The sequence below is a fragment of the Stenotrophomonas indicatrix genome (assembly GCF_002750975.1).
In the GTDB taxonomy this organism is placed as follows: domain Bacteria; phylum Pseudomonadota; class Gammaproteobacteria; order Xanthomonadales; family Xanthomonadaceae; genus Stenotrophomonas; species Stenotrophomonas indicatrix.
The window spans coordinates 3,760,168-3,775,787 of sequence record NZ_PEJS01000001.1 but is presented as its reverse complement, the minus strand read 5'-3'; the positions used below and the strand labels follow the sequence as shown (position 1 = coordinate 3,775,787).

7 protein-coding genes are annotated in these 15,620 nt (G+C 66.9%); all 7 read right to left on the bottom strand.

The window, feature by feature from the left end; genetic code table 11:
* Positions 1–139: 139 nt before the first annotated feature.
* Positions 140–2,029, bottom strand: coding sequence for an MFS transporter (locus CR918_RS17365; RefSeq protein ID WP_099843927.1), 1,890 nt, complete (start codon positions 2,027–2,029; stop codon positions 140–142).
* 93 nt (positions 2,030–2,122) lie between these two features.
* On the bottom strand, positions 2,123–2,920 hold the full coding sequence (locus CR918_RS17360) for an SDR family NAD(P)-dependent oxidoreductase (RefSeq protein ID WP_025874638.1): 798 nt from the start codon (positions 2,918–2,920) through the stop codon (positions 2,123–2,125).
* Positions 2,921–3,100: 180 nt separating this feature from the next.
* A complete protein-coding gene (gene yccS / locus CR918_RS17355) occupies positions 3,101–5,278 on the bottom strand; it encodes a YccS family putative transporter (protein ID WP_099843925.1) in 2,178 nt (725 codons plus the stop codon).
* A 136-nt stretch (positions 5,279–5,414) separates the two neighbouring features.
* Complete coding sequence (locus CR918_RS17350; RefSeq protein ID WP_099843923.1) at positions 5,415–7,472, bottom strand: TonB-dependent siderophore receptor; 2,058 nt, start codon at positions 7,470–7,472, stop codon at positions 5,415–5,417.
* A gap of 288 nt (positions 7,473–7,760) precedes the next feature.
* On the bottom strand, positions 7,761–10,883 hold the full coding sequence (locus CR918_RS17345; protein WP_099843921.1) for an efflux RND transporter permease subunit: 3,123 nt from the start codon (positions 10,881–10,883) through the stop codon (positions 7,761–7,763).
* Between the two features lie 31 nt (positions 10,884–10,914).
* Positions 10,915–14,148, bottom strand: coding sequence for an efflux RND transporter permease subunit (locus CR918_RS17340; RefSeq protein ID WP_025874642.1), 3,234 nt, complete (start codon positions 14,146–14,148; stop codon positions 10,915–10,917).
* A gap of 74 nt (positions 14,149–14,222) precedes the next feature.
* Positions 14,223–15,461: an efflux RND transporter periplasmic adaptor subunit gene (locus CR918_RS17335; protein WP_032976663.1), complete on the bottom strand. Its 1,239-nt coding sequence runs from the start codon at positions 15,459–15,461 to the stop codon at positions 14,223–14,225.
* Between the last annotated feature and the right edge of the window lie 159 nt (positions 15,462–15,620).

Genomic DNA, 15,620 nt, shown 5'->3' with positions numbered 1-15,620 from the left:
GAACCTCCCCCCTGTGGGTGCGTAATCTACCGCAACCAACGACGCATGTATGCGTTTTCAGCCCCGTCAGGCCTCGCATCGCCCTTGGACGGTGGCGTATGCAGCGTACCGTCATCGCCCCCGGATGGGGGCGATTGCGTCAGGCGAGGTCGCCGCGCAGGCTGCGGACCTGCGCTTCCAGGGCGGCGGCATCGGTTGAATGGCCATCCACCGCCGGGGCGGCGACCACCTCCACTGTCGCCCGGAACCGGCGCGGCACGCGCATGCGGCCCAGACGGGTATCGCGGCGGCTCCACATGCTCGACCACATGCCACGCAGGGCCATCGGCACCACCGGTACCGGACGGCGTTCGAGGATCTTCTCCACGCCGGATTTGAACGCTGCCATCGTGCCGTCACGGGTCAGTGCGCCTTCCGGGAAGATGCATACCAGCTCGCCCTCGGCGAGTGCGGCATCGACCTCATCGAACGCGCGCTGCATCAGGGCGGGGTCTTCGCGCGCACCAGCGATCGGAATCGCCTTGGCGGTGCGGAAGATCCAGCGCATGACCGGGATGTTGAAGATCTTGTAGTACATGACGAAGCGCACCGGGCGCGGGATCGTCGCCGACAGGATCAGCGCGTCCATGTAGCTGACGTGGTTGCAGACCAGCAGCGCGGCGCCCTCATCGGGCACGTTCGCTTCGATGCCGTGCGGGCGCAGCCGGTACAGCGTGCGCACCATCACCCAGCTGAGGAAGCGCATCAGGAATTCGGGGACGATGGTGAAGATGTAGATCGCCACCACGGCATTGGCGATGGCCAGTGCCAGGAACAGCTGCGGGATGGTCCAGCCGAGCAGGCGCTGGGTGAGCAGGCCGAGTACGGCCGCAGCGACGATGAAGCCGGAGTTCTGGATGTTCAGCGCGGCGAATACGCGCGACATCTCCGATTTCGGCGTGCGGCTCTGGATCAACGCAAACAGCGGCACCACGAAGAAGCCGGTGAACAGGCCGATGCCGAGCAGGTCGATGATGATGCGGATGCTGCCGGCCTGGTGCACGAACTGGGTGACCGACAGGCCCTGCGCGGTGGCCTCACCGGCGCGTGCGAAGTACAGGTCCAGCAGGAAGGCGGTCATGCCGAACGCACCCAGCGGCACCAGGCCGATCTCCACCGTGCGCGCCGACAGCTTTTCGCACAGCAGCGAACCGACACCGGTGCCGACCGAGAACAGCGCCAGGGCGAAGATGTACAGGGTGGGCTCGCCACCGAGGTTGGTGACCGCATAGGACGGCAGCTGCGCGGTAAGGATGGTGCCGACGAACCAGAACCAGGACACGCCGAGGATGGCGTTGCGTACCGCCTTCTGTTTCCTGGCCATGCGCAGCACGGCCAGCGATTCGGGGATCGGGTTCCAGTTGATCTTCAGGTCCGGGGCGCCGGCATCCACCTTGGGAATCATGCGCGCGGCCAGGTTGCCGCAGATCGCCAGCGCGATGACAGCGGTGGCGGCCACGATCGGGCCATGGGTGCCTGCCAGGGTGAACACCAGGCCGCCGACGATCATGCCGGTCAGGATCGACATCGACGTGCCCATCTCGACCAGGCCATTGCCACCGGTCAGTTCTTCCGGACGCAGCACCGAGGGCAGCACCGAGTACTTCACCGGGCCGAACAAGGTGGACTGCAGGCCCGTGCAGAACAGGGCCACCAGCAGCACCGGCAGGCTCTCGGTGAGAAAGCCCACCGCAGCCAGCGTCATGATCACGATCTCCATGGTGGTGGTGATCACGATCAGCCGCGACTTCTCCAGCTTTTCCGCGATCTGCCCGGCCAGGGCGGAGAACAGGAAGTAGGGCAGGATGAACAGCGCCGGCGCCAGGTTGGTGTAGAGCGTGCGCTCGCTCTCGGCCACGCCCAGGTAGAACAGCAGGCCGATGATCGCCTGCCGGTACACGTTGTCGTTGAAGGCACCCAACCCCTGCACGATGAAGAATGGCAGGAAACGGCGCTGGCGCAGCAGGGCGAACTGGTTGTGACCGGACATGGAACCTCCTTGGACCGGCGCAGCCTAGCATCCCTGCCTGTCAGGCAGGGATGCGGTAGGTGCGGACCGTTGGTCCACACACCCCACCAACGCTCACACGATATCGTCGACCACGCCGCCATCGACCCGCAGCGCTGCGCCGGAGGTGGCCGATGCCTGCGGCGAGGCGAGGTAGACCACCATGTTGGCCACTTCCTCGACCGTGGCCGCGCGCTGGATCACCGATGCAGGGCGATGGGCCATCACGAACTCACGGCCGATCTGTTCCAGCGGCTTGCCGGTGCGTGCACGCTCTTCTTCGAACATCGTTGCGAAGCCATCGGACAACGTCGGGCCGGGCAGCACCGCATTGACGGTGACGCCGCTGCCGGCCACGCGCTTGGCCAGGCCGCGCGACAACGACAGCTGCGCGGTCTTGCTGACGCCGTAATGGATCATGTCGGCAGGAATATTGCGTGCCGATTCGGAGGAGATGAACAGCACGCGGCCCCAACCGGCGTCGACCATCGCCGGCAGCAGGGCGCGCGACAGGCGCACGCCGGACATGACATTGGTCTGCCAGTATTGCTCCCAGGTGGCATCGTCGGTCTCGAAGAAGTCCTGCGGGCCGAAGATGCCGGCATTGTTGACCAGGATGTCGACGTTGCCCGGCAGGCCGGCCAGCAGCGCGTCGACCCCGCGGGCGTCGGACAGATCGGCGGCCACGCCCAGCACGTTGGCGCCGGGAATTGCAGCCAGCAATCGCTGACGTGCGCGTTCCACGCTGTCGGTACTGCGGCCGTTGAGGATGACCTGCGCACCCGCGGCGGCAAGCCCCTGCGCGATGGCCAGACCGATGCCGGCGGTGGAGGCGGTGACCAGTGCGGTGCGGTCGTTGAGTTCGATCTTCATGGGGGAGATCCTGCGTGGGCGACACCGCAGTATCGGCGTCGGGGCGTGATCGGAATGCCCCCGTGCACGCAACACGATGTTGCACGGTCGACAGGGTCACGCGTGGATGCCGCTCCAGCAGATCAAGCCACGCGTGGATGCCACTCCAGTAGATCCACGCCATGCGTGGATGCCTTCCGCTCAGGCCAGGCCGCGCACCGCGCCATTGGCCGCTGCCCTCACCTTCGGCAACATCCGCAGCACCAGCGCCATCTGCGTGCGGATCAACTGCAGTTTCGGCGGCATCGTCTCATCGAGCTGCTCCAGTTCGGCGGCCACCGCACGATCGGCGTCGTTGTCCTCCTCCGACACCGGCTGCTGTGCCGTCAATGCCGATGCCAGCTGCTGCAGCGCTTTACGCACCCGCTCGCCGGCGGCCAGTGCGAGTGGATCGCCCGCGTAGCTGTCGACCTGGTCGCGGTGCGCACCCAGCGCCGACAGATGCCCGAGCAGGGTGTTGGACAACGCCAGGAAGTGGAAACCCGAATCGAGGTTGCGGCGCACGTGGCCCGGTTCGCGCAGCATGTTCGACAATGCGGTGGACAGTGCGGCATCGGCGTTGTGCATGTCGCGGCGGGCGATGCGGTAGGCCAGGTCGTCGCGCATGCCGCTGCGGTACTGGCCCAGCACTGATTCCAGATAACGGGCGGCAGTATCCAGCACCCGCGCCAGCACGCGGTGCAGCTGTCGACCCTGCCAGTCCGGCAGGATCAGGAACGCGGCCGCTGCGGCGATCGCGCACCCCAGGACCGTATCGACCATGCGCGGCACGATCAGCACGAAGCCGTCGCCGATCAGGTTGAAGCAGGTCAGCGCCATCACCGTGATGGCGGCCGAGGCGACCAGATAGCGGTCGGTACGGGTGAAGAAGAACAGCAGTGCCGACAGCAGTGCGATCAGCAGCTGGATCCCCAGCGTTGGGAACAGCTGCAGCAGCGCCCAGGTCAGCACCAGGCCGGCAAGCGTACCGACGATGCGCTGGGCCAGGCGCTGGCGGGTGGCACCGAAGCTGGGCCGGCACACGAACACGATGGTCAGCAGGACCCACGAGCCGTTCTGTGCATTGAACAGATGGATGGCAACGAAACCGGCGATCAATGCCAGCGCCATGCGCAGGCCATGGCGGAACAATACCGAGCCGGGGGTGAGCTGCTGGCGCACGCGCACGCCCATTTCGCGCAGCGTGTGCGGGTTGCTGTCGCGCAGGCGGGTGTCGACGTTGTCCAGGCTGGCTTCGGATCGTTCGGCATCGAGCAAGCGGCGCTCGATGCTGCGCAGGTTGTGCACCAGCAGGTCCAGCGAGCCGAGCAGGCGCTGCCACTGCGGGCGTTGCTGGTCGCGCAGGTAGGCCAGGGCATCGGCCAGATCGCGCCCGGCCTGCTGGTTGCTCTCGCCGTAGACGAACGGACGACGCAGCCGGATCGCTTCGCCCAGCCGTGCGCAGGCCTGGCCCTGCAGGTCGAGCAGGCGCTGGCAGCGGTACAGCACGTCGCTGTGGAAGAACGCGTCGACCAGCGCGCCGTACGGGTAATGCGAGGAGCTGGCGCGCTCATGGAAATCCTGTGCCATGTAGTACAGGCGCAGGTACAGGCCGGAGTTGACGCCGGGCCGTCCGGAGCGGCCAAAGCGCGCCAGGATCGCGGTCTTCGCCTCGTTCAGCGCGCCGACCACGCGGCGGTTCTGTTCGGCCAGGTCGAGCTGGCGGCGCTGCAGGTCCGCCTCGCGTACGGGTTCGAACAGCGCGGCCTTGAGCTGCAGGTAACGGCCCAGTTCCACGTACAGGCGGGCCACGCGCTCGCGCACCGGCCGGTTGGCGAACAGCGTGGTCCACAGGATCGACAGCAGCCCGTACCAGACCGCACCCGCAAGCAGGTGGCTGACCGCATCCAGCGCACTGTGCAGGTCATGGGCGCCATGCTGCTCCAGGCCGATCATGGTGTAGATGGCCAGCGTGACGGTCGCCTGGGCGATGGACGCGTAGCGCTCGCCCAGTGCACCGAGCAGTGTCAGGCCGAACGTGGACAGCGCCAGTGCCGCGATGAATATCCACGGCCAGGGGAACAGCCAGATCACCGAGGCCGCTGCCAGGCAGAAGCACAACAGCGACAGCAGCACGGCCTTGGTCCGGCCCCACCAGTTGTCATCGGTCTCGGCAATCGCACTGGCGATGATGCCGAGGAACACGCCGGGCAGCGCGGTCAGCGCATCCAAGTGCCAGCACACGGCCATGGCCGCGGTCAGGGCAATGAACACCCGCAGGCCATAGCTGGCCTTCTCGTGGGCCCACAGGCGGCTGAGGCGGGATTCGCGTGCGGACATGCAGGCTCGGCGAAAGGATCGGCCACCATTATTACGGGCCACGCGTGAAATCCGGTAGCGCCGCGCCATGCGCGGCGAGCGCGCGGCGCGGCGTGGCATGCAGCCGCCGGGCATGGCCCGGCGCTACCGAGGCCCGTTACATGTCGAACCGCACGCTGAGCGCGAAGGTGCGCGGCAGGCCGACGCCGGCATTGGACCAGTACCTGCGGTTGGCCAGGTTCTCCACGCTGGCCCGCAGGGTCACCGGATGGCCGGAGGCCAGCAGGCGGTAACCGATGCCGGCGTTGACGAGGGTGTAGTCGGGCAGCTTCAGGGTGTTGTCGGCGTCGTACCAGACATCGCCGTAGTAGCGCACGGCGGCATAGGTCTCCAGCCCTTCCACCCACGGCAGCTGGTAAGTGGCGTGCAGCACGCCGCTCCAGCGCGCAGCACCGACGGTACGGTTGCCTTCCTGCGCCGCGCTGCCCGGTGACAGCTTGTCGTAGGTCGGGTCCAGCCAGGTCACGCCACCGCCCACGGTCAGCGCATCGGTCAGGTGCAGGTCGGCGCTGGCTTCGACGCCTTCGTACAGGGTGATGCCATCCTGCACCAGGCGCTTGCCTGCATCGGTCAGCTGATCGATGTTGGCGCCACGTTCCAGGCGGAACGCAGCGACATTCGCGTTCCAGCGATTCGCTTCCACCTTGGCGCCGATCTCGTACTGCTTGCTGATGGTGGGGTCGAGCACATCGCCGGCATTGATGTAGCTGCTGCCTACGCGGCTGCCTGCTTCCAGCGACTCGATGTAGCTGGCATACAGGGTGACGGCCTCGCTGGGCTTGAACATGACCGCATAGGTCGGGGTGACCGGATAGGTGTGGTAGGCGCCCTTGGTCTCGAAGTCGTTGTAGCGCCAACCGGCCAGCACCGACCAGCCATGGCCGAGATCGACGGTATCGCTGACGAACACCGCCTGCTGCACGGTCTCGTCACCGCGGGTCATCACCCGGGAACCCACCGCGTCGTGACGGATGCCATGGCGCTGGTAGAGGTTGGCGCGGCCGATCAGGCTGAACTCGTAGGGACGGTCCCAGCCCAGCCCGGTCTGGTGGCTGACACCGGCCACCAGCTGGTGCTGCAGTGGGCCGGTGCCGAAGCGGCCCTGCACCAGTGCCTGTGCCAGCTTCCACTCGCTCTTGCCGCCGAGCTCATAGACGTTGACGGCGTAGTCGCCGTTGGTATCGTCGATGTAGGCGAAGATCTTGTTGACGTCGTTCCACGAGGTGGTGACGCCATAGCTCAGGCTGGCCTTCCAGTCGCTGTTGATCTGCCAGTTCAGCGCGGTGGACAGCAGGCTGGAGCGGGTGTCGTAGTAGGTGCCGGGCACGCTGTTGTCGACATCGCCGGCGATCGGCCGCGGCAGTGAGGTCAGGCCACGGAAGTAGTACTGCGGTGATTCCTCGCGCAGGTCGCGCGACTGGAACACGCCGTCGAAGGTCCAGGTGAGCGCATCGCTCAGGCGCGCGTCCAGCGACAGTGCACCGACCTTGCGATCGACATGGCCACCGTTGAAGGTTTCGCCCTTTTCCTGGTATGCGTTGAAGCGGTAGCCGAACATCTGCTCGTTGCCGAAGCGGCCGCCGACGTCGATGCCTCCGCTGACGATGCCCTGCTCGCGCCAGCCGAGCTGGGCGGAGAAGGTCGGTACGTCGGTCGGTTTCTTGGTGATGTAGTTGACGATGCCGCCCGGCGCGCCGAAGCCGTACAGGAAACCTCCCGGACCCTTCAGCAGGTCGACCTGTTCCATCACTTCCAGCGGCCATTCGGTGCCCCAGGACGAGACCTGCAGGCCGTTGACCCGGTAGCTGTCGAAATTCAGGTCGATGCCACGGTTGCGGATCGGCGAGCTCCAGCCACTGGCATAGGCGCTGACCTGGGTGGTGACCGAGGGGTCGAGCAGGAAGGCTTCGCCCAGCGACACGACCTGGCGCTGTTCGATCTGCTCACGGCCGACGGCGGTGATCGCGAACGGGGTATCACGCAGGGCGCGATCGCCGAGGGCGCCAGCCTCGGTATGGGTACGCTCGGCGATGACCTTGACCGCGTCCAGATCGGTGGCGCTGCGGGATCCGGCCGGGGCTTCGGCGTGTGCAGTGCAGGCGGCGGACAGCGCGACGGCCAGTACGGCCAGGCGGGGGGAGCGAATCGGCAACATCGATGGAGATCCTCGGCGGGCGGCCACGGGCCATCCGCCCATGCAGGGGGGAAAGGTCGGTGGCTGGGATCACGCAGGCGTGCCGGGGACGGCAGCGGGGCGCCACAAGGGGGCGCAGGACCATGGCTGGATGAGAATTGTTCTCTTTTCGTTACAGCGCGTCAAATGCCATCGGCGTGCGGACCAACGGTCCGCACCCACCAGAGGCCGGTAGCGCCGGGCCATGCCCGGCGAGCGCGCAGCGCGGATTGCTGAAAGGCCGCCGGGCATGGCCCGGCGCTACCGAAGTCAGGCCCGCTGTGCGCGCCTGAGCAGCTTCGCTTCACGCCTGCGCGCGCGCCGCGCCTTCCAGCGCTCGGCCAGGCACGAGAAGATCACGTACAGCGCCGGCGTGCTGAGCAGGGTCAGGCTCTGCGAGAACAGCAGGCCGCCGATCATCGCGATGCCCAGCGGGCGACGCAGCTCTGAACCTTCGCCCAGGCCGATCGCCAGCGGCACCGCCGCCAGGATCGCCACCATCGTGGTCATCATGATCGGGCGGAAACGCACGATGCTGGCTTCACGGGCAGCATCGCGCGGAGTCAGCCCATGTTCGCGCTGCGCCACCAGGGCGAAGTCGATCATCATGATCGCGTTCTTCTTGACGATGCCGATCAGCAGCACCAGCGCGATCATCGAGATCACCGACAGTTCGGTGTTGGTGCCGAACAGCGCCAGCAACGCACCGACGCCGGCGGCCGGCAGGGTGGACAGGATCGTCACCGGGTGGATCAGGCTTTCGTACAGGATGCCCAGCACCAGGTAGACGGTGAGGATGGCTGCCAGCACCAGGATCAGCATGTCGCTGGGGTCGGAATTGAAGCCGAAGCCGGCGTCGTCGGCCAAGCGGATGTCGCCGGGCATGCGCATGCCGGCCACGGTGCTGTCGATGATGGCCTTGGCCTCGCCCATGCTGACGCCGGGGGCGAGGTTGTAGCTCAGGTCCATCGTCGTGTACTGGTTTTCATGGGTGATCTGCGAGGGCGCCAGGCCCGGCGCCTGGCGGGCCACCGCCGTGATCGGCACCATCTCGCCGTTGCGTGCACGCACATGCACTTCGTCCAGCGCCGAAGGCGTAGCGGTCTGCGACGGCAGCGCATTGACCACCACGCTGTACTGGTTGATGTCCGAGTAGATGGTGGAGATCTGGCGCTGGCCGAAGGCGCCGTACAACGCACCGTCGATGGCGCCGACCGAGATGCCCAGGCGCGCGGCCTTGGCCCGGTCGATCTCGATGTTCTGGCGCAGGCCAGCGTTGTCGACGTCGGTGCCGACATCACGCAGCTTCGGGTTCTTCTTCAATGCCGCCTGCAGTTTGGGCAGCCATTCCTGCAGTGCGGCCAGGTCGTTGCCCTGCAGCGAGACGCGGTACTGCGCGCCCTGGCTGTTGCCACCGCCATCGTTGCTGGGCAGGTCCTGGATCGCGCGCAGGCGCAGCTGCAGGTCCGGGTAGCGGTCGGCCTTCGCACTCAGCCGAGCCAGTGCGTGTGCGGTGGTTTCGCGGCGGCCTTCCTTGCGCGACTTCAGTTCCACGTTGAACTGCGCGCTGGAACCCTGGCGTCCGCTGCCCAGGCGTACGCCCACGGTCTTCACTGCCGGGTCGGCCATCAGCATGTCGGTGATGCGGCGCTGGCGGCTGACCATGTCCTCGAAGGACACCGTTGCGCTGGAATTGGCGCGGCCCCAGATCAGGCCGGTGTCCTGCGGCGGGAACGCGCCCTTCTTCACCGCACCGAACAGGAAGATGGTGACGCCGATCAGGATCAACGGCGTCAACGACAGCAGCAGCGCATGGCGCAGCGAAAAATCAAGGAACACGGTGTAGATGCGCAGCATCCGCTCGTGACCGGCATCGAGCCAGCGGCCGAAGCGCGACGGTGCCGCCGTGTGGTCGTGCGCGCTGAGGAAGCGGCTGCACAGCGCCGGGGTCAGCGTCAGCGAAACGATCATCGACACCACGATCGCCGCCACCAGGGTCACGGTGAATTCGCGGAAGAACGCGCCCATCATGCCGCTGGCGAACAGCAGCGGGATGAACACCGCCACCAGCGAAGCGGTGATCGAGACGATGGTGAAGCCGATTTCGCGCGCACCGGCGAAGGCCGCCTGCATCCGCGGCATGCCCTCGTCGAGGTGGCGCATGATGTTCTCGATCACCACGATCGCATCGTCGACCACGAAGCCGATCGCGATCACCAGCGCCAGCAGGCTCAGGTTGTTCAGGGTGAAGCCCATCACGTACATCACCAGCGCGGCACCGGCCAGCGACAGCGGCACGGTGACCGCCGCGATCAGCGTCGGCGCCAACCGGCGCAGGAACAGCGCCATGGTCAGCACCACCATCGCCAGGCTGATCAGCAGGGTGATCTGCACTTCATGCAGCGACGACCGGATGGTCGGGGTGCGGTCGAAGTAGGGCGTCATCGTGGTGCCCGGCTGCAGGTAGTCGCGCAACGCGGGAATCTGCGCTTTCACCCGGTCCACGGTCTCGACGATGTTGGCGCCGGCGCGGGTGAACACATACATCACCACGGCCGGTTTGTGGTCGAACCACGCGGCCTGGTAGGCATCCTGTTGGCCGTCGTAGACGTTGGCGATGTCCTTCAGGCGGATCACCCGGCCATCGCCCTGGGTCTTGACCACCAGATCGGCGAAGTCGGCGGCGCGTGCAACCGAATCGTTGGCGATGATCGCCGTGGTGGTGTTGCCATCGCTGAGGAAGCCGGTGGGCGAGGTCACGTTGGCCGCGCGCACGGCATTGCGCAGGTCGTCGGCGGTCAGTCCCAGCGCGTTCATCAGGCGCAGGTTGACGTCCACACGCACCGCCGGCGTCGAGGCACCGGCGATATCCACCGAGGCGACACCGCCGATCTGGCGGATGCGCTGGGCCAGCAGCGAATCGGCGACGTTGTACAGCTCATCGGCGGACTGCGTCTGCGAGGTCAGCGCGATGGCGATCACCGGATCGTCGTTCGGGTTCGCCTTCTGGTACATCGGCGAGCCCATGCCCGAGGGCAGGTCGGCCTGCGCCGAATTGATCGCGGTCTGTACGTCCAGCGCGGCCGAATCGATGTCGCGGTCGCTCTGGAAGATCATGAACACCAGCGAGCTGCCTTCCGAACTCGACGAGCGCATGCGGTCGATGCCCGGCAGCTGGCCGAGGTGGCGCTCCAGCGGCGCGGTCACCGTGGAGGCCATGGTCGCCGCATCCGCACCGGACTGGCTGGCGTGCACGAAGATCACCGGGATCTCGATGTTCGGCAACGCCGACACGCCGAGCCGCAGGTAACAGATCACGCCGACCATGAACAAGCCGATGGCCAGCAGGGCGGTGCCGATCGGGCGACGGATGAAGGGGCCGGACAGGTTCATCGTGCAGCCCCCCGAAGGTGCGGGGCCAGGGTCATGCCTGCGGCTCCTGCACCGTGCCATCGCGCAGCGCACGCTGTTCACGGCGACGGGCGAGCCATTCCGAGAAGCGTTCCATGTACAGGTAGATCACCGGCGTGGTGTACAGGGTTACCAGCTGCGACAGCAGCAGGCCGCCGACGATGGCGATGCCCAGCGGCCGACGCAGTTCCGAGCCGATGCCGGTGCCCAGCGCCAGCGGCAACGCGCCAAGCATGGCTGCAGCGGTGGTCATCATGATCGGGCGGAAGCGCAGCAGGCAGGCGCGGCGGATGGCTTCGCGCGCGTTGGCGCCGGTGCGCCGCGCCTCGATGGCGAAGTCGACCATCATGATGCCGTTCTTCTTGACGATGCCGATCAGCAGCACGATGCCGACGATGCCGTCCACCGACAGGCTCAGGCCACAGACCATCAATGCCAGCAGCGCACCGACGCCGGCCGGCGGCAGGGTCGAGATGATCGTGATCGGGTGGATGTAGCTCTCGTACAGCACGCCCAGCACGATGTAGATCACCACCAGCGAGGCCAGCAGCAGCCACACCACGTCGGTCTGGCTGCCGGTGAATTCGGCGGCCTTGCCGATGAACTGCGCATGCACGTGCGCCGGCATGTCCAGGCTGGCCTTGGTCTCTTCGATGGCCTTGACCGCATCGGACAGCGAATAGCCCGCCGCGACGTTGAAGGAAACCGTCACCGCAGGAAGCTGCTGCTGGTGGCTGACCAGCAGCGGCGCGCTGGAGACCTTCGCCTCGGCCAGCGCCGACAACGGGATGATGCCGCCCGCACCGACGGTGATGCCGGTGTTCTGTGCACCGATACCGGTGGCGGTCGACGAGTTGGACGAGGTGACCTGGCCGAAGCTGGTCGCGTTGGTGCCGGTGAGGGCGCCGGCGCCGTTGGAGGCGACCGCCAGCTGTTCCATCAGCGCGGTGCTGGTGCGGAACTGCGGCGCCACTTCCAGCACCACCCGGTACTGGTTGAGCTCGGTGAAGATGGTCGAGATCTGGCGCTGGCCGAACGCATCGTAGAGGGTGTCGTCGATGGTCTGCATCGGCACGCCCAGCACGCTGGCCTTGTCGCGGTCGATGTTCAGTTCCAGTGCGCGGCCCTGGTTGGACAGGTTGTTGTCGACGTCGGCCAGTTCCGGGCGCTGGCGCAGCGCCTGGGTCAGGCGGTTGGCCTGCAGCGCGACTTCCGCGCTGTCCACGTCCGACAGCGAGTACTGGTACTCGGTGGCGGCCACGCGGGTGTCCAGGGTCACGTCCTGTACCGGCTTCAGGTACAGCGCCACGCCGGGAATGCCGGCGACGGATTTCTGCAGGCGCGGCAGGATGTCTTCCAGCCCATCACGTTCGCCGCGCTCTTTCAGGACGATCGACAGCTGGCCCTGGTTGAGCGTGGGGTTCATGCTGCCAGCACCGATGAAGGCCGATACGCCGGTCACGTCCGGATCCCTGCGCAGCGCTTCGGCCACCTGCTGGGTGCGTTGCTCCATCTGCGGGAAGGCGATGTTCTGGTCGGCCTGGACCACGGCGGTGATCAGGCCGGTGTCCTGCTCGGGCAGCAGGCCCTTGGGAATCAGCACGTACAGCAGCACGGTCAGTACCAGCGCGGCCGCGGCCACGGCCAGGGTGAGCGGCTGGTGTTCCAGCACCCAGTCCAGGCTGCGCTCATACAGGCCGACGGTGCGCGTCCACAGGTTCTGCTTGCCGGCCGCGGCCGCACGTTCGTGCGCGTCTTCGCCCTCGGGCAGCGCATCGGGCTTGAGCAGGTAGGCGCACATCATCGGGGTGAGCGTCAGCGAGATCAGCATCGACAGCACCACGGCGATGCTCAGCACCCAGGCGAACTCGTGGAACAGGCGGCCGGTGACGCCGGGCATCAGCAGCAGCGGCAGGAACACCGCCACCAGTGAAACCGTCAGCGACAGCACGGTGAAGCCGATCTGGCGCGCACCGATCTCGGCCGCCTCCTTGCCGCTCTTGCCTTGTTCGATGTAGCGCACGATGTTCTCGATCATCACGATCGCATCGTCGACCACGAAGCCGGTGGCCACCACCAGCGCCATCAGCGAGAGGTTGTCCAGCGACATGCCGGTGAAGGCCATCACCGCGAAGGTGCCGGCCAGCGACAACGGCACTGCCACCGAGGGAATGATGGTGGCCCAGAACCGGCGCAGGAACACGAAGATCACTGCCACCACCAGGCCGATCGTCAGGATCAGGGTGAACTGCACTTCATGCACCGAGGCGCGGATGGTTTCGGTACGGTCGGAGAACACCTCCAGGTGCACGTCGGCCGGCAGTACGCCCTGCAGCTGCGGCAGCAGCGCGCGGATGCGCTCGACGGTCTGCACGATGTTGGCGCCCGGCTGCCGGCGCACTTCCAGCAGCACGGCCGGCTTGCCGTCGGCCCATGCCGCCAGCTGGTCGTTCTCCACGCCATCAATCACTTCGGCCACGTCGGACAGACGCACCGGGCGGCCGTTCTTGTAGCTGATGATGGTGTCGCGGTACTCGGCGGCGCTGGCCAGCTGGTCGTTTGTGCCGATGCTGTAGGACTGGGTCTTGCCGTTCAGCGAGCCCTTCGGCGCATTGACGTTGGCCTGGGTGAGCGCGCTGCGCAGCTCTTCCAGGGTCAAGCCCATGTTGGACAGCTGCGCCGGATTGACCTGGATGCGCACGGCCGGACGCACGTTGCCGGCGATCGACACCAGGCCCACGCCCTGCACCTGCGACAGGCGCTGGGCGAGGATCGAGTCAGCGTAGTTGTTGACGTCGCGCAGCGGCCGCGTATCGGAGGTCAGCTTGAGGGTGACGATGGCCGCGTCGGCCGGGTTCACCCGGTTGTAGACCGGCTGGTACGGCAGCGACGAGGGCAGGGTGGCCTGGCGGATCGCCGCCTGCACGTCCTGTGCGGCGATGTCGATGTCGCGGTCCATCGAGAACTGCAGGATGATCGTCGACAACCCCGCCGAGGAATCGGAGGTCATCAGTTCCAGCCCGGAGATCTGCCCGAACTGGCGCTCCAGCGGCGTGGTCACCAGCGAGGCCATGGTGGTGGCGTTGGCACCGGGGTACTGCGTGGTCACCACCAGGCTGGGCGCATCGATTTCCGGCAGCGCCGACACCGGCAGCTTGCGGTAACCGAGGATGCCCAGCAGCAACAAGCCCGCCATCAACAGCGAGGTGGCAATCGGGCGGCGGATGAAGATCGTCGAAAAGCCCACGGACTGATCCTTGCTGGCACTTCAATGGCAGCGCCGGCGGGATCGCCGGCGCGGGGAAGAGCAGGGGCCTGCGCTCAGCGCGGGCCACCACCGCGGCGGCCGCCGCCACTCTTCTGTTCGGCGGCCTTCAGTTCGGCCTCGGTCGGTGCGGCCGGGGTTTCGCCCGGCTTCAGCGCGGTCACCTTGCTGCCCGGCTTCAGGCGGAACTGGCCTTCGCTGACCACGCGCTCGCCGCCCTTCAGGCCTTCGGCGATCTGCACCTGGCTGTCGCCCACTTCCACGCCACTGCGCACGGTCTGCATCTTCACCGTGTTGTCGCCCTGCACGACGTAGACGTACTCGCCGTCCGGGCCACGCAGCACTGCCTGGGTCGGGATCACCACGCCGCCGCCGATGGTGCGCAGCTGCATGCGCACATTGACGAACTGGCCCGGCCACAGGCCGTTGTCGGTGTTGTCGAACACCGCGCGTGCCTTGAAGGTGCCGCTGTCGGCGCTGATCAGGTTGTCGACCACGTCCAGCTTGCCGTCGCCGCTGAGCACGTGCGAATCGGCGCGGTCCAGCGCTGCGACCGGCACGCTGCCGGCGGCCTGCGCCTGGCGCACGTCGCCGAGCTGGCGTTCGGGCAGGTTGAACAGCACGTGGATCGGATGGATCTGGGTCAGGGTGACCAGTGCGGTACCGGCGTTGACCACGTTGCCGGCGTCGACTGCGCGGATGCCGGCGATACCGGTGATCGGCGCGGTGACCCGGGTGTACTGCAGCTGCACCTGCGCCGAACGCATGCTGGCTTCATTGGCCGCCACTGCGCTTTCGTACTGTGCCACCTGGTTTCGTTGTGTATCCAGATCGGTCTTGGCCACGAACTGGCGGTACTCCGGCGCGTTCGAGCGCTGGTAGTTCGAGCGTGCGGTGGCCAGCAGGGCTTCGTTCTGGCGCTTGGATGCAACGGCCTGGTCATAGCTGGCCTGGGCGGTGCGCGGGTCGATCACCGCCAGCACGTCGCCCTTCTTCACTTCCTGGCCTTCGCGGAAATTGAGGCTCATCAGCTGGCCGCCCACCTGCGGGCTGACCGTCACGGTGTTCATCGCGGTCACCGTGCCCAGTGCGCTGGCATACACCGGCACGTCCTGGCGCGCAGCATCGACCACGGTCACCGGCACCGGGCCGGCATCGGGATCTTCCCCCCCCTGGCCGGCGCCTGCCTGCTGCCCGGCAGCCTTGTCCTTGCCGCCACCGAGTACGCGCAGGCCGACCACGGCAAGCACCAGCACCGCCACGACCAGCAGCACGATCTTCCAAACACGTGACATTCAAGACTCCAAGAGGGCTGGACGGGGTGGCACCCCGGGTGGCAATGCACAAAGCATACCTGTGGCCCACCGGGTTTCCTGCATGACGGATGGGACGGGCGCTCAGACAGATGGACGACGCTGGAGGTTCCCGTAACGGCAAGGTTGCCCTACATTCAG